Source organism: Amnibacterium sp. (assembly GCF_025463795.1).
GTDB lineage: Bacteria > Actinomycetota > Actinomycetes > Actinomycetales > Microbacteriaceae > Amnibacterium.
This window is the reverse complement of the sequence record NZ_JAODBE010000165.1, coordinates 21339-43490: the sequence shown is the minus strand read 5'-3', so window position 1 is coordinate 43490 and position 22152 is coordinate 21339. Positions and strand designations below refer to the sequence as shown.

The following is a 22152-nucleotide window of genomic DNA, read 5'->3' as shown; positions in this document are numbered from 1 at the left end:
TCACCGAGGAGGACCGCACCGCCCGCCAGATCGCCGAGAAGCGCGAGGCCGTCGAGCGCAACGCGCAGCTGGCGAAGGCCCGCAAGCGCCTGTCGCTCGAGGACTTCAAGCTCGCGCTCGAGCAGGGCAAGGTCGAGACGCTCAACCTCATCATCAAGGGCGACGTGTCCGGTGCCGTGGAGGCGCTGGAGGAGTCGCTCCTGAAGATCGAGGTGGACGACTCCGTGCAGCTGCGGATCATCCACCGAGGGGTCGGCGCCGTCACCGAGTCGGACGTGAACCTGGCGACGGTCGACAACGCGATCATCATCGGCTTCAACGTGCGCCCCGACCCGAAGGCCCGCGAGCGCGCGGCCCGCGAGGGCATCGACGTGCGGTTCTACTCCGTGATCTACGCGGCCCTCGAGGACGTGGAGAACTCGCTGAAGGGCATGCTCAAGCCGGAGTTCGAGGAGGTCCAGTCGGGCCTCGCCGAGATCCGCGAGGTGTTCCGCTCCTCCAAGTTCGGCAACATCGCGGGTGTCATCGTCCGCAGCGGCACGATCACGCGCAACGCGCGTGCCCGCGTCATCCGCAACGGCGTGGTCGTGGGGGACAACCTCGCGATCGAGTCGCTGCGGCGCTTCAAGGACGACGTCACCGAGGTCCGGACGGACTTCGAGGCCGGCATCGGTCTCGGTCGGTTCAACGACATCCAGGTCGGCGACGAGATCGAGACGACGGAGACCAAGGAGAAGGTCCGGGTCTAGCCCGGGTCATGTTCGCGGAGAAGGGGATTCGGCGCAGCCGATCCCCTTCTCCGCGACGCACACGCATTCGACCGGAACCGTCGCATGCGCGGCGCGTTCAGCGCCGCGTCAGCGACACAGGCTTCGATCCGCCTGCGGATCGAAGACCAAGGAGCACCGCATGGCTGACCACGGCAGGGCTGCGAAGCTCGGCGACAGCATCAAGCAGATCATCGCGAAGCGGCTCGAGCGTGGCCTGCGGGACCCGCGTCTCGGCTTCGTGACGATCACCGACGTCCGCATGACGGGCGACCTGCAGCACGCCAGCGTCTTCTTCACCGTGTACGGCACGGAGCAGGAGCGCGAGGACTCCGCGGCGGCGCTCAAGGCCGCGACCGGGTTGCTGCGCACGGAGGTGGGCAGGAACATCCACGCCCGCTTGACCCCGACGCTCGAGTTCATCCCCGACGCGATCCCGGAGAACGCGGCGCACGTCGCCGACCTCCTGGCGCGGGCGCGCGAGCAGGACAGCTCCACCCGGGCCCTCGCGGTCGGCGCGGAGTACGCCGGCGAGGAGGACCCCTACGTGAAGCCGCGCGAGGCCGGCGAGGAGTGAGCGGGACCCGGGCGGAGCGCCGGGCCGCGGCCCGGACGCCGACGCTGGCGAACCGCTACGGCACGCGGAGGCAGCGACGTGCCCTCGGGCCGGCCGCCGGCGGGATCCTCGTGCTGCTCGGCGGCCTGCTGCTCGTCGGACAGGACAGCTATCTGTTCATCCGGTTCGGAGTGAGCATCTTCGCCCTGATCACAGCCGTGTTCGTGTGGCAGTCGCGGCAGTGGGCGTGGCTCCCGGTGCCGCTCGTGGTCGCGGTGCTCTGGAACCCGGTCCTCCCGTTCGGCTTCACGGGCCCGCCGTTCAGGCTCGGCCACCTGGTGGCCGCGCTCGCGCTGCTGGTGACGGGTGTCTTCGCGCGGTACACCCCGCGCGACGAGTAGCCCTCACGACGGGAGGGTCCAGCCGCCCTCGGCCTCCACGGCCAACCCGTCGACCGTCAGCCCGGCGAGGATCCTCGTTCGCGCCGCCGCGTCCGGGACCGCCTGCGCCAGCTCCGCCTCGCTCACGGGGGCGTCGCTCGCCCGCAGCTCGGCCATCACGCGGCCTCGCAGCTGCCGGTCGGAGCCCTCGAAGCGCGCCTGCCTCCGCGGTGCCGGCCCGTCGTGCTCCGGGTAGCCGGCCAGCCGCCACGCGCAGACGCCCGCGAGCGGGCACTCGTCGCACCGAGGCGCCCGGGCGGTGCAGACGATCGCGCCGAGCTCCATCGTGCCGGCGTTGAACGCGCGCTGCTCCTCGCGCCCCTCCGGCAGCAGTGCGGCCATCGCCGGGAGGTCGTGTCGGGCGCTCGGCGGTCCCGGCACCGCGACGCCCTCGACCGCGCGGGCGAGCACCCGCCGGACGTTCGTGTCGACCACGGGGTGCCGGTGCCCGTGCGCGAAGACGGCGATCGCACGAGCCGTGTAGTCGCCGACGCCGGGCAGCGCGAGCAGCTCGTCGACGTCCTCCGGCACCACGTTGCCGTGCTGCTCCGCGATCACCGTGGCGCAGGCGTGCAGCGCCAGCGCGCGGCGCGGGTAGCCGAGCCGGCCCCAGGCCCGCAGGACCTCGGAGGGTGGTGCAGCCGCCAGATCGGCGGGGGTAGGCCAGCGACGCAGCCACTCCTCGAGGGTCAGCACGACGCGGGCGACCGGGGTCTGCTGCAGCATGAACTCCGAGACGAGCGTGCCCCAGGCGCTGAAGCCGGGCCGCCGCCACGGCAGGTCGCGGGCGTGCTCCCCGAACCAGTCGACGACCGCGCCCGTGTCCATCCGGACCAGCGTAGGAGCGGGGCCGGGGTGCGCCGCGCGTAGCGTTGAGTCATGGCACGGTGGGCGCCGGCGCGCGCGGATGTGATCGGTGAGTACGCCGCGGAGGTGCAGGAGCTCTTCCCGTCCGGACGGATCCTGGTCGGGCTCGACGCCGATGATCCCGCCGCCGGGGCGGCGTTCGCCGAGGACCTCGCCGCTGCCATCACGGGGCAGGGAGTGCCGGCCGGGACCGCCACGGTCTCCGACGAGGCGGCGTTCCGCACGGAGGTGCTCGCGCCGTTCCGGGCGGGCCGCCGCGTGCCCCGGGGCGGGCGGTGCTCGTCGTCAGCGGTCAGGGCCTCCTCGAGCCGGGGCTCGTCGGCGTCTGGCACACGACCGCGTGGCTCGACCTGCCGGGCGCTCCGCGCATCCGCCGCCGGACCGTGCCCCGCACGAGGGCGAACGCCACGTTCGACCTCACCGACGTCACCCACCCGCGTCGCGTGTTCGCCGACGCCTGCTGACCGCGCGCCGACCGAGCACCTCCGGGGAACCGGGCGGCGAACGACGGCCGGATGCCGGACGTGGGCCGGATCCGGGCTCAGCCGAGGATCCGGCGGGCCGCCTGATCGGGCGGGACGAAACGGCCGTCGGCCTCGACCTCGTGCACGAGCTCGACGATGCGCCGGTTCACCGGCGTCGCGACGTGCACGCGCTCGCCCTCGGTGACGACCGCACCGGAGAGGTGGTCGATCTCGCTCGGCCGCCCCCGGCGGATGCTCTGAAGGGTGCTGCCGGGGTTCGGCACGGCCCCCATGCGGTCCACCATCCGTCCGGCCAGCAGCCGGCCCGACACCGTCGCCGGCAGCAGGTCCAGCATCCGCAGCACGCCGGGCGTCAGGCCGGGGATGCCGCCGAACCGGACGTCGGCCGCGCGACCCACCCGCAGCGTCTCCCGCATCGCGAGCGCGACGACCCGTCGCATGGCGGGGGAGGCGAGCGCCTGCTGCGCGGGCAGCCCGGTGACCGCCGCGGCGGCGTTCAGCTGGTTGACGACGAGCTTGGACCACTGGGCGCCGACGAGGTCCGGCGCGACGGAGACGGGCGCGGCCTGCCGGAGCACGCCGGCCGCATCGGCGAGCTCGGCGCGCGTCGCGGTGTCGGTCGCGAGCACCGTCGTGCCCGGTGCCGTGACCGTGACCACGCCGGGCTCGAGGTAGGACGCCGCGATCAGGGACAGGCCGCCGATCAGGGGGGACGCGGACAGTGTCCGGCGCAGCGCCTGCGGCCCGTTCAGGCCGTTCTGGATCACGACCACCGGCACGCCGGCGAGCAGCGCCGCGTGCGCCGCGGCCGCCGCAGGCGCGTCCTGGGCCTTCACGGTGATCAGCGCGAGGTCGGGCGACGCGGGCAGCACCTGGGCGGCGCCGATCCTGGCGATGTGCTCGCCCCAGGCGCCGCGGAGCACGAGGCCGCGCTCCCGGATCGCGTCGAGGTGCTCACCGCGCGCGGTCACGACGACCTCATGGCCCGCCCGGTCGAGCAGGGCGGCGAACGTGCCGCCGATGGCGCCCGCTCCCACGATGCCGATGCGCACGGTTCCCGACTCTAGGGCGTCCCGCCGGGGCCGATCCGCGGCGGGAGGGCCCGGTGCGACCCAGGGGCTGGCAGCATGGGCTCCCGTGACGGCCGCCGGCATCCTCCTCGTCGACAAGCCCGTCGGGCCCACCTCGCACGACCTCGTGCAGCGCGTGCGCCGCCTCGCGGGCACCCGACGGGTCGGCCACGCGGGCACCCTCGACCCCGCGGCGAGCGGCCTGCTCCTCCTGGGGATCGACGCGGCGACCCGCCTGCTGACCCACCTCGTCGGGCTCGACAAGACGTACCGGGCGACGATCCGCCTCGGCAGGGCGACCACGACGGACGACGCCGAGGGCGAGCCGATCGGGGAGCCGGGCACGGTCGACGCGGCGGTGCTCGCGGGCCTCGGCGAGGCCGTCGCCGCCCTGACGGGCCCGATCGACCAGGTGCCCTCGTCCGTCAGCGCCATCCACGTGGCGGGGCGCCGCGCCCACGAGCTCGTCCGGGCCGGTGAGCGGGTCGAGCTCCCGGCGAGGCGCGTCACCGTCTCCCGCTTCGACGTCGAGGCCGTGCGGGGCAGCGACCTCGACGTGGTCGTCGACTGCTCGTCCGGCACCTACGTGCGCGCCCTCGCCCGCGACCTCGGCGCCGCGCTCGGCGTCGGCGGCCACCTCACCGCGCTCCGCCGCACGCGGATCGGGCCGTTCCGCGTCGAGGACGCCGTGCCGCTCGAGGCCCCCCTGGCGGTGACCGACCCCGCGGCGGTCGCCACCCGGCTGTTCCCGGCCCTGCCGCTCACGGCCGAGCAGACCCTCGCGCTCCAGCAGGGCAAGCGGCTCGATGTGCCCGACGTCGCGGACGCCGAGACCGTCGCGGCGCTCGACCCCGGCGGCCGGCTCGTCGGCCTCGCCCGCGTCCGCGGCGGCGTCGCGTCGGTGCTGCTGAACCTGCCGCCGGAGGCCGCCGCGTGATCGCCGGATACACCGCCGTGGAGATCGCCGTCGCCGTCGCCGCGGGAGTGCTCGCCCTGGTGCTCGGGCTCGCCGGCCGCCGGCCCTCCGACCTCTCGCTCGCCGGACCTGCGCTCATCGAGGTGCTGCTGATCGCGCAGCTCGTGGTCGCGATCGTCGCGCCGGGCACGGGCAACCGTCCCACCGGCAACCCGGTCGAGTTCTTCGCCTACCTGCTGTCGGCCCTCGTGATCCCGCCCGCCGCGGTCGTCTGGGCGCTGATGGAACGCACCCGCTGGGCGGTCGTCGTCGTCGGCATCTCCTGCCTCGCCATCGCCGTGATGCTCGTGCGGATGCAGATCATCTGGACCGTGCAGCACGCGTGATGCGGGAGGATCGAGGTCTGATGAGCGGATCCTCGGTTACCACGCGTCCGGCGCGCCCGAAGACCTCCGGGCCCGGCCGCACCCTCATCGTCTTCTACTTCATCATGACGATCGCTGCGCTGGCACGGAGCATCTTCGAGATCGTCGTGCACCTCGGTACCGCGCCGTTCGCCTACCTGCTGTCGCTGTTCGCCGGGATCGTCTACCTCGTCGCGACGATCGCGCTCATCACCCCGGGCCGCAGGGCCTTCCGGATCGCCGCCACCGCGATCACGATCGAGCTCGTCGGGGTGCTCGTCGTCGGCACGATCTCCGTGGCCGACTTCGGGCTCTTCCCCTTCTCCGGGGACCGCAGCACGGTCTGGGCCTACTACGGCCTCGAGTACCTGCTCATCCCGCTCGCCCTGCCGATCCTCGGCCTGCTGTTCCTCCGCAGCCAGCGCCGCGTCTTCGCGGAGGCCTGACGGCGATGCGCGTCTTCCACGGGGTCGGCGAGGTGCCGGCCGGGTTCGGCCCGTCCGCCGTGACCATCGGCAAGTTCGACGGCCTCCACCAGGGCCATCGGGTCGTCATCGGCGACCTGCTCGCCGCCGCGGGTGACGCGCTGGTGCCGGCGGTCGTCACGTTCGACCGCAACCCGCTCGAGCTGCTGCGGCCGGAGGCGTGCCCCCCGCCGCTCGTGGGCGCCGGGCAGAAGCTCGAGCTGCTCGAGAGCGCGGGGGTCGCGGCGGTGCTCGTGCTCGCCTTCGACCGCGCCCGCGCCGGGCAGGAGCCGGAGGCCTTCGTCGCCGAGGTCCTCGTCGACGCGCTGCACGTGCGCCGGCTGCTCGTCGGGGAGGACTTCCGCTTCGGGCACGCCGGGCGCGGGGACGTCGCGCTGCTGACCCGGCTCGGTGCGGAGGCGGGCTTCGAGGTCACGGTGCAGCGGCAGGTCGAAACCGCCTCCCGCAGGGTGTCGTCCACGTGGATCCGCGAGCTGCTGTCCGCGGGCGCGATCGAGGAGGCTGCGGCCCTGCTCGGCCGCCCGCCCTCCGTGCGGGGAGTCGTCGTGCACGGCGCCCACCGCGGTCGCGAGCTCGGCTACCCGACCGCGAACCTCGACCAGGAGTCGGACGGCATGATCCCCGCCGACGGCGTGTACGCCGGTCGGCTGATCGACCGCACCGGCGGGGGAGAGGACTACCCGGCCGCGATCTCCGTCGGCAGCAACCCGACGTTCGAGGGCGTGCCGCCGAAGCAGGTGGAGGCGTACGTGCTCGACCGCACCCTCGACCTGTACGAGCACACCGTCGACGTGGTGTTCACCCACCGCATCCGCGGCCAGATCGCCTTCGAGGGCGTCGAGCCGCTCATCGCGCAGATGGCGGTCGACGTCGCCCGCGTGCGCACCCTTGCGCGCTGAAGCCGGAAGCGGAGCCGATTTCTCGCCTCCGCCGCGACGCCAGCGCCGAGGGCCGTCCCGGCCCTCGGGTCATCGCCCGCCCCCGGCCGCGTGGGCACGCGTGCGCCTGGCACCCGCTGCACCTGCCTTCAGAGCAGGCCCTTCGTGTGCCAGACCGTCTTCGTCTCCGTGAAGGCGCTGATCCGTGCCAGCGTCGGCGCGGGCGCCCCGGGACCGTCCTCGGGCTGGAGCACCCGCTTGAGCGTCTCGGCCGCGTCGATCTGCAGCTGCACCCAGTCGAGGGCGCCCGCGCCGACGAGGTCGATGGCGTTCACGTCCGCGTGCGACGCGAGCCACGGCGCGATCTCGGCGGGGGAGCCCGTGAGCACGTTCACGACGCCCGGCGGGACGTCGCTGGTGGCGAGCACCTCGCTCAGGCTGATCGCGGACAGCGGCGCGGACCGGCTGGCCACGACGACGACCGTGTTGCCGCTCACCAGGGCCGGTGCCACGGCGCTCACGAAACCGGTCAGGGAGTGCCCTTCGCCCGCCTGCGGCGCGATGACGGCGACGACGCCCGTCGGCTCGGGTACGGAGAGGTTGAAGTACGGGCCGGCCACCGGGTTGCCGTTGCCGAGGACCTGCGCGAACTTGTCCGCCCAGCCCGCGAACCACACCCACCGGTCGATCGCGGTGTCGATGACGGCCGCCGCTCGGCGCTCGGTGAGCCCCTCGCTGCGGACGAGCTCGTCGACGAACTGCGCCCGCCGGCCTTCGAGCAGCTCCGCGATGCGGTAGAGCACCTGGCCGCGGTTGTAGGCGGTGGCCGCCGACCATCCCTTGAGGGCGCTCCGCGCCGCGACGACGGCGTCCCGGGCGTCCTTGCGGGAGGCCTGCGCGGCGTTGGCGAGGAAGTCGCCTCCGGCGCCGGTGATCTCGTAGGTCCTGCCGCTCTCGCTCCGTGGGAACTTCCCCCCGATGTAGAGCTTGTAGGTCTTGGGCACGGCGAGGCGCGTCACCGGATCCCTCCTGCCGGAGCGAGGTAGGCCGACAGCCCCTGCTTGCCGCCCTCCCGTCCGTAGCCGGACTCCTTGTAGCCGCCGAACGGGGATGCGGGATCGAAGCGGTTGAAGGTGTTGGTCCACACCACGCCGGCGCGCAGCTCGTCGGCGACGGCGAGGACGCGGCTGCCCTTGTCGCTCCAGATCCCGGCCGACAGGCCGTATGGCGTGTTGTTCGCCTTCGCGATCGCCTCCTGCGGGGTGCGGAAGGTGAGGATGGAGAGGACCGGCCCGAAGATCTCCTCCCGCGCGATCCGCGAGCTGGTCTGCACGCCCGTGAAGATCGTCGGCGCGAACCAGAAGCCCGCGTCGGGGAGCACGCACGGCGGGCTCCACCGCGTCGCGCCCTCCTCCTCGCCGGCCGCGGTCAGCTCCCGGATGCGCTCGAGCTGCTCGGCGCTGTTCACCGCGCCGATGTCCGTGTTCTTGTCGAGCGGGTCGCCCAGCCGGAGGGTCGTCAGCCGCTGCTTGAGGCGCTCGACCACGTCGTCGTGGACGTTCTCCTGCACCAGCAGGCGGGACCCGGCGCAGCAGACGTGGCCCTGGTTGTAGAAGATCCCGTTGACGACGCCCTCGATGGCCTGGTCGATGGGGGCGTCGTCGAAGACGATGTTCGCCGCCTTGCCGCCGAGCTCGAGGGTGAGCCGCTTCCGCGTGCCCGCGGTCGCGCGCGCGATCTCGCGGCCGACCGCGGTGGAGCCCGTGAACGCGATCTTGTCCACGTCCGGGTGCCGGACGAGCGCCTGCCCGGTCGCCCCGGGGCCGGTGACGATGTTCACGACCCCGGGTGGCAGGTCGGCCTGCTGCAGGATCTCGGCGAAGAGCAGCGCCGTCAGCGGCGTCGTCTCCGCCGGCTTGAGCACGACGGTGTTGCCGCTCGCGAGGGCGGGCGCGATCTTCCACGCGAGCATGAGCAGGGGGAAGTTCCACGGGATGATCTGCCCGGCGACGCCGAGGGGGCGCGGGTCGGGGCCGAGCCCGGCGTGGTCCAGCTTGTCGGCCCACCCCGCGTAGTAGAAGAACCAGGCGGCGACGAGGGGGATGTCCACGTCGCGGCTCTCCTTGATCGGCTTGCCGTTGTTCAGGGTCTCCGCGACGGCGAGCTCGCGCGCCCGCTCCTGCACGAGCCGCGCGATCCGGAACAGGTACTTGCCGCGGTCGCTGCCGCTCAGCTTCGACCAGACCCGGTCGTACGCCTTCCTGGCGGCCGCGACGGCGCGGTCGACGTCGGCGTCGTCGGCCGTCGCGATCTCCGTGAGCCCCTCCTCCGTGGCGGGGGAGATCGTGGTGAACGCGGGGCCGTTGCCGTCGACGAACTCCCCGTCGACGAACAGCCCGTAGGACGGCCGCAACGAGAGGATCGCCCGGGACTCGGGGGCGGGCGCGTAGTCGAGGAAGCTCATGCCGTTCCCATCAGTCGATCGTCACGTAGTCGGCGCCCGAGTAGTGCCCGGTCCGCGCCTTCTGCCGCTGCAGCAGCACGTCGTTCAGGAGGCTGGAGGCACCGATGCGGAACAGGGAGGGTCGGAGCCACTCCTCGCCCGCCGTCTCCGCGACGGTCACGAGGTTGCGGATCGCGTCCTTCGACGTGCGGATGCCGCCCGCCGGCTTCACGCCCACCTGCTCGCCGGTCAGCCGGTGCCAGTCGCGCACCACCTCCAGCATGAGGAGGGTCATCGGCAGCGTCGCGTTGCTCGCGACCTTGCCCGTCGAGGTCTTGATGAAGTCGGCGCCCGCGAGCACGGCGAGCCAGGACGCCCGCCTCGCGTTGTCGTAGGTGACGAGCTCGCCCACCTCGAGGATCACCTTCAGGTGCGCGTCCTCGCCGTCCGGGCGGCGGCAGGCCTCCTTGACGGCGCGGATCTCCTCGAAGACCTGCTCGTAGCGGCCGGAGAGGAAGGCTCCACGATCGATCACCATGTCGATCTCGTCCGCTCCGGCGGCGACGGCGTCGGCGACGTCGGCGAGCTTGACGGCGAGTGAGGCGCGACCGCTGGGGAACGCGGTCGCGACCGCCGCCACCGCGATGCCGGACGTGCCGGCGGCACGGGCGCGAGGCGCGTGGAACGGACCGAGCGCGTCGACGGCGACGGCGGCGAGGTCGCCGTAGACGCAGACGGCGGCGACGCGCGGGCAGGTCGGATCGGACGGGTCCGGCGTGATCGCCTTCGCGACCAGCGAGCGGACCCTGCCGGGCGTGTCCGCCCCCTCGAGCGTCGTGAGATCGATCAGCTCGATGACCCGATCGAGCGCCATCGCCTTCGACGACGTCTTGAGCGAGCGCGTGGCCAGCCCGGCGGCGCGCTGCTCTAGGCCGACCGCGTCGACCCCCGGGATGCCCTCGAGGTAGCGGCGCAGGGTCGTGTCGGTCACCGGTCCGTCGAGGAGCTCGAGCGCTCCACCGGCACCCGCGGAACCCGCGCGCCGGGCGACCCGCGCGCCGGATCCGTCGACCGTCACGCCACGCCTCCCGGTCCCGGCGCGGGGCGGCTCCGCCGGTGCGGGAGTTCCAACTCGGTGCTCACGACCGGCAGCCTAGGCGTGTCGCGGAGGCCGGACCGTTTGTCCCGTCCAGCAGGTGGCCGTAGCCTGAACGGGTGACCGACGCCCGATCCGCATCATCGACGGACTCGGCTGCAACGGCCGGGCCGGTCGTCTTCCTCGGCGACAGCCTCACCGAGGCGGGCTCCTGGGACGAGTACTTCCCCGAGCTCGAGGTCGTGAACGCCGGCCGCAGCGGCGACACCACGGCGGATGTGCAGGACCGCCTGGACGACGTGATCGAGCGGCGTCCTTCGACCGTGGTCGTGATGGTCGGCACCAACGACTTCGGGCTCAGGGCGACGGTCGAGCAGGTCGTGCGCGGGACCGAGAACATCCTCTGGACCCTCCACCACGCGTTGCCCGACACCCGGATCCTCGTCGTGTCCGTGCTGCCCCGGGAGCGGGAGCGCTCCGAGTGGATCAGGCAGGTGAACATCCACGTGCGCCAATTCGCCCCCACGGTCAAGGCGGAGTTCGTCGACCTCTGGCCGCAGGTCGCGGAGGAGGACGGCGAGCTGAGCCCGCGCTACACGAGCGACCGGCTGCACCTCAACGACGCCGGCTACGCCGTGTGGGCCGACGCCCTGCGCCCGCACCTCGCGGCCTGACGACCGGGACCGGGGGCAGGCCCTTCGCGTCCCGCATCCGCGACCCCTAGACTGCGGATCGCTCGGACGATCGCTCCGGGACCGCACTCGATGCCGTCCCAGCGCCGGCAGGAGGATCCGCGACACGACCCGACCTCGAGGGGGACCGCCATGGCCGACGTGCGCTCGAAGCTGCGGCCCCTGCCCACGCCCGCGTCGCGCATCCGCGGCCGCTCGGACGTGGTGGTCCAGGACGGGCTGCTCGCGCTCGTCAACCGGTCCGAGACGCCGGCGGAGGCGCGGGTGTCCGACCTCCTGTTCCTCGCGGACGCCCTCGAGCGCGGCGGCGTCGAGGTGCTGCTCATGCGGGACGACCTCGACCGCCCGATCCTCGTGGTCGACGAGACCGAGCGCGTGGCCGTCCAGCGGGCCCTCGTCATCGCCTGCGCCGACGAACCCTGCTACGCGATCCCGCTGAAGCGCGACCTGAGCCACCGGGGTCGCCCGATCCTGATCGCCGACGGCGAGCTGGCGAGCCGGGACGAGCGGCTGCTCGCCCTCGTCCGCCCCCGGATCGACGCCGCAGGGGCGCTGCGCACCGACCACGCCGTGCGCTTCGAGCTCTGGGTGAAGAGCGGCGCCGAGGTGCGCGTGCCGGCCCCGAACGCGCTGACCCGCAGACGGTTCGTGCGCGAGGACATGCACCTCGACGAGGTCGACCGCTACGGCCGCACCTGGCTGACGATGCGCGACATGTTCGCCCAGTTCGCCTCCGAGGTCACGTTCCCGGTCGACATCGTCTTCTCCTGGGTGGATGGCACCGACAAGGAGTGGCAGCGGGCGAGGGCGCGGAGGATGGAGAGCTACGTCGTCGGCGAGGGCGACGACTCCGAGGCCCGCTACCGGCAGATCGACGAGCTGAAGTACGCGCTGCGGTCGGTGCACCAGAACCTCCCCTGGGTGCGGAACATCTTCATCGCCACCGACTCGCCGGCACCGGCGTGGCTGGCGGAGCACCCGCGGGTGCGGATCGTGCGCAGCGTGGAGTTCTTCGCCGACCCGTCCGTGCTGCCGACGCACAACTCGCAGGCCGTCGAGTGCCAGCTGCATCACATCGAGGGCCTGTCGGAGCACTTCCTGTACTCGAACGACGACATGTTCATCGGGCGGCCGCTGCGGCCCGAGACCTTCTTCTCGCCGGGCGGCATCACCCGGTTCGTCGAGGCGGACCTGCGGATCGGCATCGGCGAGAGCCATCCGCGCCGCAGCGGCTTCGAGAACTCCGCCCGCGTCAACCGCGCGCTGCTCAAGGCCCGGTTCGGCCGGGTGACCACCCGGCACCTCGAGCATGCGGCGGCGCCGTTGAACCGCACCGTCATCGAACGGATGGAGCAGGAGTTCCCGCGCGAGTTCGCCCGCACGGCCGCGAGCCCCTTCCGCGCGGCCGACAACATCTCCGTGACGAACTCGCTGTACCACTACTACGCGCTGCTCACGGGCGCCGCGATCCAGAACCCCGAGGCGAAGGCGCTCTACGTCGACACGACGACGCGGAAGGGGCTCGCGCTGCTGAAGCGGCTGCTGAGGCGACGCGACCAGGACTTCTTCTGCCTGAACGACGGCAGCTTCCCCGAGGTCGGCCCGGAGGAGCGCGCGCACACGGTGCGATCGTTCCTCGAGCGGTACTTCCCCCTCGCGGCGCCTTGGGAGGTGCCGGAGGCGGCGGTCACTCCGAGCGCGGCGGCAGGGTGATCGGCGAGGTCATCGCCTCGAGCTCGCGATCGACCGCGTCGCGGCGGCGCTTCGCCGGCCGCGCGACCGTCGAGTCGGGCACGACCACGCCGTGCGCGGCGAGCACCGCGGCGCTGTCCGCGGCGGACGTCACCGAGAGCGTGCGCCCCGCGGTCACCGGTACGACCGAGTGGAGCACGGTGTCGCCGTACACGTGCACGAGGTTGTACGACTGGGCGCCGTCCTGGGGGCGCGTGCCCCGCGCCTCGCCGGTGAGGTCCTGCGTGTAGCAGGTCGCGGACGCGACCGAGACGGGCACGCCGGCGAACATGCCGCTCGTCGAGAAGTGCAGATGGCCGGCGAGGATGGATCGCACGTCGCTGCCCTCGATCACCTCCGCCAGCTCGCGCTGCTCGCGGAGCTCGACGAGCACGGCGAGGTCCTGGATGCACGGCAGCGGCGGGTGATGCAGCGCGAGGATCGTGCCGTGCGGCGCCGGCTCCGACAGCTCCTCCGCCAGCCAGTCGAGCTGCACGCCGGAGAGGGCGCCCCAGTGGAAGCCCGGCACCGAGGTGTCCATCGTGACGACCCGCAGCCCGTTCACGTCGTACACGCGGTCGACGGGCCTGCTGCTGCCGACCTGGCCGAAGAGCACGCGGCGGAACGTGGCCCGGTCGTCGTGGTTGCCCATGCACCAGATCACCTGCGCACCGATCCGGCGGGCGGCCGGCTCGACGATCCGCCGGAGCGCCCGGTACGCGGACGCCTCGCCCAGGTCGGCGAGGTCGCCGGTGAAGACGATCGCCTCGGGGCGCGTGCCCGCGGCCTCCAGATCCGTGAAGAGGCGCTGCAGCGTCGCCTCCGGGCTGACCGACCCGTACAGCTGCCCGCCCGGCGCGAGCAGATGCGTGTCGCTCAGGTGGAGCAGGAAATGATCCGGACGGGCGTGCTCCGCTGTCCGCACGGGTTCGACGTGGCCGCCACGGCCTCGGGTGGTCATCGGTTCCTGCTCTTTCATCGCCGGAGGGAGTACCGCACTGTACGCATCGGAATTCGTCGCATCCCGGTCGTCCGGTGGGACACCCGATGACGGTTCTGTGAACAGGAATCGTCGTCCTTGCCGACGGAAACCGGGGTCAGGCGGGCCGCGCGCCGAGGATTCCTACCGCCTCCGCCGCCCGTTCCGCAGCCGAATCGAGCGCGCCGACGAGCGGCACCCCCCGAGCGAGGGACGCCAGAAGGGCCCCGGCGAAGGCGTCGCCCGCACCCGTGACATCGACCGGGGTGGACGGGGCGGCGGGCGTCACGATCACGCGGCCGTCGCTGACGGCGACGGCGCCGGCCGCCCCGCACTTCACCACGACCGTCCGGTGGTGCTCGGCGAGTGCCAGGGCGGCCCGTTCCGGGTCGGATTCTCCCGTCAGAATCCCGGCCTCCTCACGGCTCGGCAGCAGCAGATCGCAGCCGGCGATCAGGGAACGGAACCGGCGCGCGCCGTACTCGGCGAGCAGGCCGACGGATCCGGGATCCACGGACACCGGCACCCGGAGCCGCGCCGCGAGCGCGAACAGGTCCCGCCAGCCCGCGTCCCGGTCCGGGCCGGTCACGACGTGCCCGGTGAGGTGCAGCAGCGTGTGCGCGCCGAGCAGCTCCGGCCGCACCGCGTCCGGGCCCGTGAGCACGTTCGCGCCGCGGGAGGTGAGCATCGTGCGCTCCCCACCGTCGGAGAGCACGACGATGGTGCCGGTGGGCTCGTCGGCACCCGCGAGCTCCGGCGCCACCCCGGCCCGCTCGAGCAGGGCCGCATGGCGGGCGACGTCCTCGTGGTGCACGGTCGCGACGACGGTGGCGGCGACGCCCGACGCGGCGATCCAGCAGGCGGTGTTCGCGGCCGACCCGCCCGCCAGCCGCGCGATCGTGCTCGGGGTGTCCGTGCCGAACCGGATGGGGCCGGACGGCCGCACGAGCACGTCGTCGATCACGTCCCCGACGACGAGGACGCGCGGCTCGATCATGCGACGCGCGCGGCGTAGGCCGTGGCGACGCGTGCGGCGACGGCCACGTTGCTGCGGGCGAGCGCGAGGTTCACCTCGAGGGAGCGGCCGCCCGACGCCTGCACGATGAACGACAGCAGGAACGGCGTCACCGCCTTCCCGCGCACCTTCGCCGCATCCGCCGCCGCGAGGGCCTCGGCGAGCACGCGGTCGTGCTCGCCGCGCTCCCACGCCAGCTCGCGGGGCACGGGATTGGCGAGCACCAGCCCCGGCGTTGCGCCGGGCTGGGCGAGCGCGTCCTGCGCGGCGAGGATCGCCGCGACCTCGTCGGGGGTGTCGACGCGCCAGTCCACAGGATGGCCGCTGTCCGGCAGCCAGAAGCTCGGGAACGTGTCGGTGCCGAAGCCGACGACCGGCACGGAGAGCGTCTCGAGCCGCTCGAGCGTCGCGCCGATGTCGAGCACGCTCTTCACCCCGGCGCAGACGACCGCGACGGGGAAGGCGGCGAGGGCGCCGAGGTCCGCCGACTCGTCGAAGGTCGTGACGGCGCCGCGGTGGACGCCGCCGAGCCCGCCCGTGGCGAAGACCCGCACGCCCGCGAGGGCGGCGATCCGCATCGTCGCGGCGACCGTCGTCGCGGCGCTGCCGCCCCGGGCGGCGAGCACCGGCAGGTCCCGCACGCTCGCCTTGGCCAGGTCCTCGCCCGCGATCCGGTCGAGACCGGACTCGTCGAGGCCCACGTGCGGCACGCCGTCGAGCACGGCGATCGTGGCCGGCACCACACCCGCGGCCCGGAGCACGGCCTCGAAGCCGGCGGCCGCCTCACGGTTCCCGGGCCGCGGCAGGCCGTGGCTGATGATCGTCGACTCGAGGGCGACAACGGGCCGCCGCGCTGCGAGGGCGTCGGCCACCTCCTCGGACACCTGGAAGCGCGGATCCGTCACAGCGCCCCAGCGTAGGGAACCCACGGCGACCGTCCCGATGCGCCCGATAGCGTTCGAGCATGGCGCATCCGGGTCCCACCGTCCTCGTCGTCGGTGCCGGAGTCGTGGGCCTGACCACCGCGGTGCTGCTCGCGGAACGGGGCATCCGGGTCGAGGTCGTCACCGCCGAACCCGTCGGCGGCGGCTCGACCGGGCGCTCGGCGGGGGTGGTGAGCCAGCTGCACGGCACGGCCTACCGGCGGTTGCGCGGTGAGACGGCGCTGAAGAACGCCGTCGCCTACCGGCAGGCGAACGAGGCCGGGTTCGCATGGATCGAGCGGTTCGTGCAGCGCCGCGAGGTGCCGTTCGAGCAGCGCGACGCCTACGTCGTCGCCGGTGACCCCGCATCGACGAGGCGCATCGACGACGAGCACCTCGCCGCGCGGCGGGCCGGGCTCGCCGTGGAGAAGCTGCGCCGGCCGACCCTGCCGGTGCCCGCCTTCGGCGCGCTGCGGCTGCCCGGCCAGCTGCTGCTGGATCCGCGGGTGCTGCTCGACGCGCTCGCCTCCGAGGCCCGTGAGCTCGGCGTGTCGATCCACGAGGGGGAGCGGGTCGTCGACGTCGACGTGCGCACCACGGGCCCGTGCCGGGTGATCACCCCGCAGGCGGTCCGCGAGGCGGACTCGATCGTGCTCGCCACCGGTACCCCGATCCTCGACCGCGGCCTGTACGCCTTCAAGACGCAGCCGTACCGGATCCTCGCGGTCCACGGCGCCGGCACCGATCCGGGCGCCCCGATCGTCACCAGCGTGACCGCGGGCGGCAGCACCACCGTCGCGACCTCGGCCGACGGCGGGGTCACCCTGACCGGCGGGGCCCATCCGACCGGCGTCGACCTGCCGGAGTCGCGCCACCTGGCGGCCGTCGAGCGGTTCGCGTCCGCGCATCTCGACGGCTTCACCCGGGACGCCGCCTGGAGCGGGCAGGACTACCGCCCGTTCAACCCCATCGCGTTCGTCGGCCTGCTGCCGGCGTCGGCGGGCCGTGTGCGGTTCGCGACGGGCTTCGACGGCTGGGGCCTCACGCACGGCGCCGCCGCAGCCATCCGCATCGCGCGGGAGATCGCCGATGAGCCGAAGCTCGAGTGGTCCGCCACCATCGGCCGCCGGGTCACCCGTCCGCGCAGCGGCCGCATCGGCGCCTCCGCAGACGCCGCGGCGGCGGCCCGCCGGGTCGTCACGCCCCTGCGCGTCACGGCGACCGACCGGCGGCTGCTCGCCGAGGGCCAGGGCATCGTGCACCGCACCGACCGGGGCATCACCGCCACGAGTCGCGTCGACGGCCTGGTGCGGAGCGTCTCCGGGGTGTGCACCCGCCTCGGTGGGGCGCTCGCCTGGAACGACGTCGAGCACTCCTGGGACTGCCCCGTCTGCGGCAGCCGGTTCGCGCCCGACGGCGCGGTGCTCGAGGGCGGCGCACGAGGCGCGCTGGCGCGCTATCCGGACCCCGCGGACTGGGGCGGCGCGGCGGAGCGACACGCCGATCCGGGCGCGGTACACTGAGGCCTTGCGGCCGGATCTCGATCCGAGACGCGGGAGCCCGATTCTCACGGGCGCCCACCTGCTTCCCGAAGCCGCCCGCACCACCCCTCGATCCGTGTCGCCCGGCCGTCTGCCAGGGCGCGGATGTGCACTCAGGAGACCAGCTTGGCTCGACCGTCGGCGACCGCCACCCGTACCCGCGCGCCCAAGAAGGGCCCGTTCGACAACACCGGGCTCATCCCCGTGCTCGCCCGGGCCGTGCGGGAAGTGGAGACCGCCGCGTCGCGCGGTCCCGTGAGTCCGTCGGGCCGCACGAAGTACCAGGTAATCGCGCTGCTCGTCCGCGAGGAGCGCGCCCGTGCCAAGACCGACCCCGAGCTGTCCGAGGAGGCCCGCGCCGAGACGCTGAAGCGGCTCGACGGCGTGGCGACGATCCTCGCCAAGACCGCGGCCCGCGACACGTCGCTCATCGCCCTGCTGGAGCCGAACCACCCGACCTCCGACGCCGCGCGGTCCCTGAAGCGGCGGATGCTCGAGGAGGCCGGCTACGAGGTCCCGGACGAGCCCGCGCCCGAGCTGTCCGGCCCCGCGGACCCCTTCGCCGAGCGCCAGGTGATGCCCGTCTCCGTGCGCGCCCGCCAGCTCGCGAACCCCTTCCTCGCGCCCGACTTCGCGCTCGGCACCACCCCGCACCTCACGCGCCGGCTCGCGAACTGGGAGCTGCTCGGCCCGCTGTTCCGCGCCTTCGAGCGCGGCGGATCCGTCACGAGCATGGAGCTCCCGGAGCCGCCGGCGAACCCGCGCTGGGCGCCGCCCGGCAAGCCGCTCATGCATCACCAGGCGCAGCTCATCGCGGCGGTCGCCGAGGGGCACCGCACCTTCCTGCTCGCCGACGAGCCCGGCCTCGGCAAGACGGCGCAGAGCCTCATCGCCGCATCCGTCGCCGACGCCTACCCGCTGCTGGCGGTCGTGCCGAACGTCGTGAAGATGAACTGGGCCCGCGAGGTGGCGCAGTGGACGCCGCAGCGCACCTCCACCGTGATCCACGGCGACGGCGAGGACCTCGACGCCTTCGCGGACGTCGTCATCATCAACTACGAGGTGCTCGACCGGCACGCCGGCTGGCTGAAGACGCTCGGCTTCAAGGGCATGGTCGTCGACGAGGCGCACTTCATCAAGAACCTCGGCTCGCAGCGCTCGAAGCTCGTGCTGTCGCTCGCCGCGGCCATGCGCGAGCGGCGCCACGACCCGCTGATGATGGCGCTCACCGGAACGCCGGTCATCAACTCGACCGAGGACTTCAAGGCCATCTGGCAGTTCCTCGGCTGGATCGACGACGCGAAGCCGCGACCGGAGCTCATGGCGGCGCTCGAGGAGATCGGGCTCACGCCCGCGGATCCCGGCTTCCTGCCCGCCGCGCGGCAGTCCGTCATCGACCTCGGCATCGTGCGGCGCCGCAAGATCGATGTGGCCGCCGACCTGCCCGCGAAACGGGTCGTCGACCTGCCCGTCGAGCTCGACGACGACCTCGGCCGCTCGATCAAGCAGTCGGAGCGCGAGCTCGCGCAGCGCCTCGTCTCCCGCTACCGCGCACTGGTGTCGGCCCGTAAGCCCACCAGCGACGAGGACCGGAAGGGACTCGTCCGCATGGTCGCCGAAGCGGAGCTCGAGGAGTCCCGCGCCGCCACCACCGGCGAGAACATCTTCACGATGGTCCGCAAGATCGGGCAGGCGAAAGCGGTGCTCGCCGCCGACTACGCGACGCAGCTCGCCCGCAGCGTGGGCAAGGTCGTGCTGTTCGCGAAGCACATCGACGTGATGGACCAGGCGGAGGCCACCTTCGCCCGCCGCGACATCAAGAGCATCTCGATCCGCGGCGACCAGACCACGCTGCAGCGGCAGCGCGAGGTCGACGCCTTCATGACCGACCCGTCGGTGAAGGCGGCGGTCTGCTCGCTGACCGCAGCGGGCGTCGGCCTCAACCTGCAGGTCGCTTCCAACGTCGTGATCGCCGAGCTGTCCTGGACGGCCGCCGAGCAGCAGCAGGCCATCGACCGCACCCACCGCATCGGGCAGGACGAGCCGGTGACCGCCTGGCGGATCATCGCGGCGCACACGATCGACGCGAAGATCGCCGAGCTCGTCGACGCGAAGGCGTCCCTCGCCGCCCGCGCCCTCGACGGCGACGACAGCGAGGTGCAGGCGGAGACGTCCGTGCAGCTCGACGCGCTCATCGGGCTGCTCACCGACGCGCTCCGCTGACCGACGCCCGGCTCGGTCCCGGGTGCTTGCACCTGGACGGGGAAGGGGCCTGACGGCCGCTCTCCGCATGCGCTCGGCACATCCGGGTGCAGACGGGACGGCGGCCCTGCAGCGCTATCGCGTGCCGCGGATCACGTACCGGAAGATCCTGCATGAGGGGGCGGCCGTCCACGCGGCCGTGCTCGCAGCGCTGCGATCAGCGCGAAGCAGTGAACCTGTGGATCCGCAAGGGGTTGCGTTCCGCCACGCCGTGTGCACTCGACGCGCCGCCGCCCGCCGCCGTAGCGTGCCCCGACGACGGAACGGGGACCCTCATGACGGACACGCTGGGCACCATGGTCGACGCAGTCGGCCGAGCCCGACACTCGCTGCAAGCGCTGCACGGACCCGGGACGGCCTCCGTGACCGTCCACGGCACGTGCCCGATCGCCGGTTGCCGCTCGATGAACGTGGTCGAGGTGCACTCCGACACCGCGTCGTTCACCTGCGACGGCTGCGGCACGACCTTCGACGCCTGAGGCGGGCGTCGGGGCAGCGTCTCAGGCCAGCCCGAGCACGTCCAGGATCCACGCGAGCTCGAAGGCGCGCTCCCGCCAGGCCGCGTACCGGCCGCTGACACCGCCGTGGCCGGCGCTCATCTCGATCTTCAGCAGCACGTCGGCCCCGACCTCCCGCAGCCGCGCCACCCACTTCGCGGGCTCCACGTAGAGCACCCGGGTGTCGTTGAGGCTCGTGGTCGCGAGGATCCGCGGATACGGATGCTCGGCCACGTTCTCGAGGGGCGAGTACGACTTCATGTACCGGTAGACCTCCGGGTCGTGGAGCGGGTCGCCCCACTCGTCCCACTCGATCACGGTCAGCGGGAGCGTCGGGTCGAGGATCGACGTCAGCGGGTCGACGAACGGCACCCCGGCGTGGATCCCCGCGAACAGCTCCGGCGCGAGGTTCGCGACCGCGCCCATCAGCAGACCGCCCGCGGACGCGCCCTCGGCGACCAGCAGCTCCGGGCTCGTGTAGCCCTCCGTCACGAGATGGCGCGCGGCCGCGACGAAGTCGGTGAACGTGTTCCGCTTCGCGAGGGTCTTGCCCTCCTCGTACCAGCGGCGGCCCATCTCACCGCCCCCGCGCACGTGCGCGATCGCGAACACGACCCCGCGGTCGAGCAGCGACAGCCGGGCGATCGAGAACGACGGGTCGATGCTGGCCTCGTACGACCCGTACCCGTACAGGAGCATCGGCGAGGGGCGCTCGGGCTCGCCGAAGAGCTCGGCGGCGCCGACGAGCGAGATCGGGATCTGCGTGCCGTCCTCCGCCAGCGCCCACTCGCGCCGCTCCATGTACTTCAGCGGGTCGTAGCCGCCGAGCACCGGCTGCTGCTTCAGCAGCCGCAGATGCTTCGACGCGACGGAGTAGTCGAACACGGTCGACGGCGTGACCATCGAGGTGAAGCCGATCCGCAGCGTCGGCTGATCCCACTCCGGGTTCGCCCCGAAGCCCGCGGTGAACAGCGGCTCGTCGAACTCGATCTCCTCGATCGCGTCCTCCCGCTCCGGGTCGCCGCTGAGCAGGCCGATCCGGGCCAGCCCGTGCCGGCGGTAGGAGACGGTGACGAAGCCGGCGAAGGCGTCGACGTCCTCGAGCCTCGTCGACTCGCGGTGGGGGATGAGCACGCGGCGCTCGGCACCCGGATCCGAGGGCGGCACGGCGACGAGCTCGAAGTTCTCCGCGCCGTCGTTGTGCAGGACGAGCAGCAGGTCCTCCCCGTCGATCACCGCGTGCTCGACCGAGTACTCCACGCCCTCCCGCCGCGGCCAGACGACGCGGAAGCCGGCGTCCGGATCCTGCGTGTCGAGCAGCAGGGACTCACTCGTGATCTTCGATCCGACGCCGATCTCCAGGTAGCGCCGGCTGCGGGTCATCCCGATGCCGACCCAGTAGCGCTCGTCCTCCTCCGTGAAGACCTGCTCGTCCTGGCCCGTCGCGCCGAGCTCGTGCCGCCAGACGGTGTCGGGCCGCCAGGCCTCGTCGCAGGTCGTGTAGTAGAGGGACCGCCCGTCGGGGGCGAACATGCCCCCCGGCATCGTTCCTTCGATGACGTCGGGGAAGCGCTCACCGGTGGCGAGGTCCTTCACGAACAGCGTGTACCGCTCGTCACCCTCGGTGTCGACCGCCCAGAGCATCCGCGTGCCGTCCAGCGACACGTCGAAGCTCCCGAGCGCGTAGAAGTCGTGGCCCTCCGCCTCGGCGTTGTCGTCGAGCAGCAGCTGCTCGCCGGGCACCTCGTCCTCGAGCTGCGGCGGCGTCCAGTCGTCCGGGCCGGCGATGGGAGCGCGGTGGTGCCGGGCGTACTGGAAGCCCTCCTGCGTGCGGCTGTAGTACCACCAGCCGCCCTCGCGCGTCGGGACGGAGAGGTCGGTCTCCTTCGTGCGCGCCTTGATCTCGTCGAAGATGGCCTGGCGCACCGGCTCGAGGGGAGCGAGGCGCCCGTCGGTGTAGGCGTTCTCAGCCGTCAGGTGGGCGATCACGGCCGGGTCGTCCTTGTCGCGGAGCCACTCGTACTCGTCGACGACGGCGTCGCCGTGGTGGGTGCGGGTGGTGGGCCGGCGGTCGGCGACGGGCGGCGGATCGGTCAAGTGGTGCT

General features: G+C 73.1%; 22 protein-coding genes. 13 read left to right on the top strand and 9 right to left on the bottom strand.

Features of this window, described 5'->3' with window-relative positions:
- From JWQ92_RS14050 to JWQ92_RS14040, 3 genes are all read left to right on the top strand, one after another.
- Nucleotides 1-749, top strand: a 749-nt coding sequence (locus JWQ92_RS14050) for a translation initiation factor IF-2 (protein ID WP_367276741.1), incomplete at its 5' end; no start/stop codon positions are given.
- A gap of 160 nt (nt 750-909) precedes the next feature.
- The gene (gene rbfA, locus JWQ92_RS14045) at nt 910-1344 is read left to right on the top strand and encodes a 30S ribosome-binding factor RbfA (RefSeq protein WP_297345085.1); all 435 of its coding nucleotides are present in this window, start codon (nt 910-912) and stop codon (nt 1342-1344) included.
- On the top strand, nt 1341-1724 hold the full coding sequence (locus JWQ92_RS14040; RefSeq protein ID WP_297345084.1) for a DUF6804 family protein: 384 nt from the start codon (nt 1341-1343) through the stop codon (nt 1722-1724). The genes rbfA and JWQ92_RS14040 overlap by 4 nt, the downstream gene beginning before the upstream one ends.
- 3 nt (nt 1725-1727) lie before the next feature.
- Here the strand turns inward: JWQ92_RS14040 and JWQ92_RS14035 are convergent, their stop codons facing one another.
- Nucleotides 1728-2591, bottom strand: coding sequence for an A/G-specific adenine glycosylase (locus JWQ92_RS14035; protein ID WP_297345083.1), 864 nt, complete (start codon nt 2589-2591; stop codon nt 1728-1730).
- 314 nt (nt 2592-2905) lie between these two features.
- On the opposite strand from JWQ92_RS14035, the gene JWQ92_RS14030 reads away from it, so the two are divergent.
- Entirely contained in the window at nt 2906-3094 is a 189-nt protein-coding gene (locus JWQ92_RS14030) for a hypothetical protein (protein ID WP_297345082.1), read from the top strand.
- Between the two features lie 77 nt (nt 3095-3171).
- On the opposite strand, the gene JWQ92_RS14025 is transcribed toward JWQ92_RS14030, so the two are convergent.
- On the bottom strand, nt 3172-4167 hold the full coding sequence (locus JWQ92_RS14025) for a ketopantoate reductase family protein (RefSeq protein ID WP_297345081.1): 996 nt from the start codon (nt 4165-4167) through the stop codon (nt 3172-3174).
- Nucleotides 4168-4252: 85 nt separating this feature from the next.
- Between JWQ92_RS14025 and truB the strand changes: the two genes are divergently transcribed.
- The 4 genes from truB to JWQ92_RS14005 are packed head-to-tail and all read left to right on the top strand — an operon-like array spanning nt 4253 to nt 6889.
- Nucleotides 4253-5122 carry a tRNA pseudouridine(55) synthase TruB gene (gene truB, locus JWQ92_RS14020; RefSeq protein WP_297345080.1) on the top strand — a complete coding sequence of 290 codons (870 nt, stop codon included), beginning with the start codon at nt 4253-4255 and terminating at the stop codon, nt 5120-5122.
- The gene (locus JWQ92_RS14015) at nt 5119-5487 is read left to right on the top strand and encodes a hypothetical protein (RefSeq protein WP_297345079.1); all 369 of its coding nucleotides are present in this window, start codon (nt 5119-5121) and stop codon (nt 5485-5487) included. Before truB ends, JWQ92_RS14015 begins: the two co-directional genes overlap by 4 nt.
- 20 nt (nt 5488-5507) lie before the next feature.
- Nucleotides 5508-5951, top strand: a complete 444-nt coding sequence (locus JWQ92_RS14010) for a hypothetical protein (RefSeq protein ID WP_297345078.1) — start codon at nt 5508-5510, stop codon at nt 5949-5951.
- 5 nt (nt 5952-5956) lie between these two features.
- Nucleotides 5957-6889 (top strand): bifunctional riboflavin kinase/FAD synthetase, encoded by a 933-nt coding sequence (locus JWQ92_RS14005; RefSeq protein ID WP_297345077.1) that lies wholly within the window; start codon nt 5957-5959, stop codon nt 6887-6889.
- A 128-nt stretch (nt 6890-7017) separates the two neighbouring features.
- Here the strand turns inward: JWQ92_RS14005 and JWQ92_RS14000 are convergent, their stop codons facing one another.
- The 3 genes from JWQ92_RS14000 to deoC are packed head-to-tail and all read right to left on the bottom strand — an operon-like array spanning nt 7018 to nt 10302.
- A complete protein-coding gene (locus tag JWQ92_RS14000) occupies nt 7018-7887 on the bottom strand; it encodes an aldehyde dehydrogenase family protein (RefSeq protein ID WP_297345076.1) in 870 nt (289 codons plus the stop codon).
- Nucleotides 7884-9332, bottom strand: coding sequence for an aldehyde dehydrogenase family protein (locus tag JWQ92_RS13995; RefSeq protein WP_297345075.1), 1449 nt, complete (start codon nt 9330-9332; stop codon nt 7884-7886). The genes JWQ92_RS14000 and JWQ92_RS13995 overlap by 4 nt, the downstream gene beginning before the upstream one ends.
- Before the next feature lie 10 nt (nt 9333-9342).
- A complete protein-coding gene (gene deoC / locus JWQ92_RS13990) occupies nt 9343-10302 on the bottom strand; it encodes a deoxyribose-phosphate aldolase (protein ID WP_297345086.1) in 960 nt (319 codons plus the stop codon).
- 224 nt (nt 10303-10526) lie between these two features.
- Here deoC and JWQ92_RS13985 point away from each other — a divergent pair, with 224 nt between their 5' ends.
- Both JWQ92_RS13985 and JWQ92_RS13980 read left to right on the top strand, forming a co-directional pair.
- Nucleotides 10527-11081, top strand: a complete 555-nt coding sequence (locus JWQ92_RS13985) for a GDSL-type esterase/lipase family protein (RefSeq protein ID WP_297345074.1) — start codon at nt 10527-10529, stop codon at nt 11079-11081.
- 150 nt (nt 11082-11231) lie between these two features.
- Nucleotides 11232-12812 (top strand): stealth family protein, encoded by a 1581-nt coding sequence (locus JWQ92_RS13980; protein ID WP_297345073.1) that lies wholly within the window; start codon nt 11232-11234, stop codon nt 12810-12812.
- On the opposite strand, the gene JWQ92_RS13975 is transcribed toward JWQ92_RS13980, so the two are convergent.
- The 3 genes from JWQ92_RS13975 to JWQ92_RS13965 all read right to left on the bottom strand — a co-directional run bounded on the left by JWQ92_RS13975 (nt 12787) and on the right by JWQ92_RS13965 (nt 15729).
- Nucleotides 12787-13791, bottom strand: coding sequence for a phosphodiesterase (locus JWQ92_RS13975; protein ID WP_297345072.1), 1005 nt, complete (start codon nt 13789-13791; stop codon nt 12787-12789). The two genes, JWQ92_RS13980 and JWQ92_RS13975, sit on opposite strands and share 26 nt — an antisense overlap.
- Before the next feature lie 136 nt (nt 13792-13927).
- Nucleotides 13928-14806: a carbohydrate kinase family protein gene (locus tag JWQ92_RS13970; protein WP_297345071.1), complete on the bottom strand. Its 879-nt coding sequence runs from the start codon at nt 14804-14806 to the stop codon at nt 13928-13930.
- Nucleotides 14803-15729 (bottom strand): pseudouridine-5'-phosphate glycosidase, encoded by a 927-nt coding sequence (locus JWQ92_RS13965; RefSeq protein WP_297345070.1) that lies wholly within the window; start codon nt 15727-15729, stop codon nt 14803-14805. Before JWQ92_RS13965 ends, JWQ92_RS13970 begins: the two co-directional genes overlap by 4 nt.
- Before the next feature lie 59 nt (nt 15730-15788).
- Here JWQ92_RS13965 and JWQ92_RS13960 point away from each other — a divergent pair, with 59 nt between their 5' ends.
- From JWQ92_RS13960 to JWQ92_RS13950, 3 genes are all read left to right on the top strand, one after another.
- Nucleotides 15789-17270 (top strand): FAD-dependent oxidoreductase, encoded by a 1482-nt coding sequence (locus JWQ92_RS13960; RefSeq protein WP_297345069.1) that lies wholly within the window; start codon nt 15789-15791, stop codon nt 17268-17270.
- A 123-nt stretch (nt 17271-17393) separates the two neighbouring features.
- A complete protein-coding gene (locus JWQ92_RS13955; RefSeq protein WP_297345068.1) occupies nt 17394-19511 on the top strand; it encodes a DEAD/DEAH box helicase in 2118 nt (705 codons plus the stop codon).
- A 314-nt stretch (nt 19512-19825) separates the two neighbouring features.
- Nucleotides 19826-20029, top strand: a complete 204-nt coding sequence (locus tag JWQ92_RS13950; protein WP_297345067.1) for a hypothetical protein — start codon at nt 19826-19828, stop codon at nt 20027-20029.
- A 21-nt stretch (nt 20030-20050) separates the two neighbouring features.
- On the opposite strand, the gene JWQ92_RS13945 is transcribed toward JWQ92_RS13950, so the two are convergent.
- Nucleotides 20051-22144 (bottom strand): S9 family peptidase, encoded by a 2094-nt coding sequence (locus JWQ92_RS13945; RefSeq protein WP_297345066.1) that lies wholly within the window; start codon nt 22142-22144, stop codon nt 20051-20053.
- Nucleotides 22145-22152 lie beyond the last annotated feature (8 nt).